At 34.6% G+C, this 824-nt stretch carries 1 pseudogene and 1 riboswitch; the pseudogene reads left to right on the top strand.

The window, feature by feature from the left end:
* Window positions 1-370 precede the first annotated feature (370 nt).
* Window positions 371-460: riboswitch (glycine riboswitch) on the top strand.
* Between the two features lie 143 nt (window positions 461-603).
* Window positions 604-810, top strand: a pseudogene (locus tag RR876_RS16725) (FAD-dependent oxidoreductase); the annotation flags it as partial.
* Window positions 811-824 lie beyond the last annotated feature (14 nt).

Below are 824 nucleotides of genomic sequence, written 5' to 3'. Positions count from 1 at the left end.
CTCAGGTAGAAATATAAGACAGATTGTAGAAGCATAAGGTTGTTTTTTAATTGATTTACCACCTTATTCTTCTGAGTTTAATTCAATAGAAAAATATTGGACGGTGCTCAAACAAAAAACAAAATTGCTATTATTTCAGCAAATTGCTCTTTTTGGATGCTTTGCAAATCATTTGTAGCTCTTAAAATATTTTTAGCCCTATTAAACTTCAATATAAGTGCTGGAGTGTAATTTTTACAAAGCTATTAAAAAATCAAAAAGATGTTTTAAGTATTTAATATTTATATGTATTTTTTAGGATTGAATTGGTTAACAAATTTAATTAATTTAGTGTTCGCAAATGGTATAAAAATTGCTCATATTAGAGTAAGCAATTATTGCAGGAGAGATGTTCTTCTGTGAACACGCCGAAGGAGCAACGACCCCGGAAACTCTCAGGCAAAAGGACTGTAATAATTTTAAAAATCTGGAGAGAAGCATATAAAATATGCTCACCGAAGGGGATGGTCGGCGTTGAAATTTTTAGCGTCAAGATCGAAGCTCTCAGGTACCAATGACAGATGGGGCTCATAGAAATGCCAGTACATTTCAAGGGAGTGTCGTATGTGTCATATTGTCGTGATTGGATCGGGAATTACCGGTGTTACTTCTGCCTATGAGTTGGCAAAACTGGGTTATAAAGTTACCGTGATTGATAAACATTTATATGCTGCTATGGAAACATCGTTTGCCAATGGTGGGCAACTTTCAGCGTGTAATGCAGAGGTTTGTAATGATATTTCTACGGTGGTTAAAGGCATGAAGTGGTTGTTTAATTAGAATGC

This window comes from Acinetobacter sp., from assembly GCF_036666595.1.
Classification (GTDB): domain Bacteria; phylum Pseudomonadota; class Gammaproteobacteria; order Pseudomonadales; family Moraxellaceae; genus Acinetobacter.
This window is presented reverse-complemented; position numbering and strand designations above follow the sequence as displayed.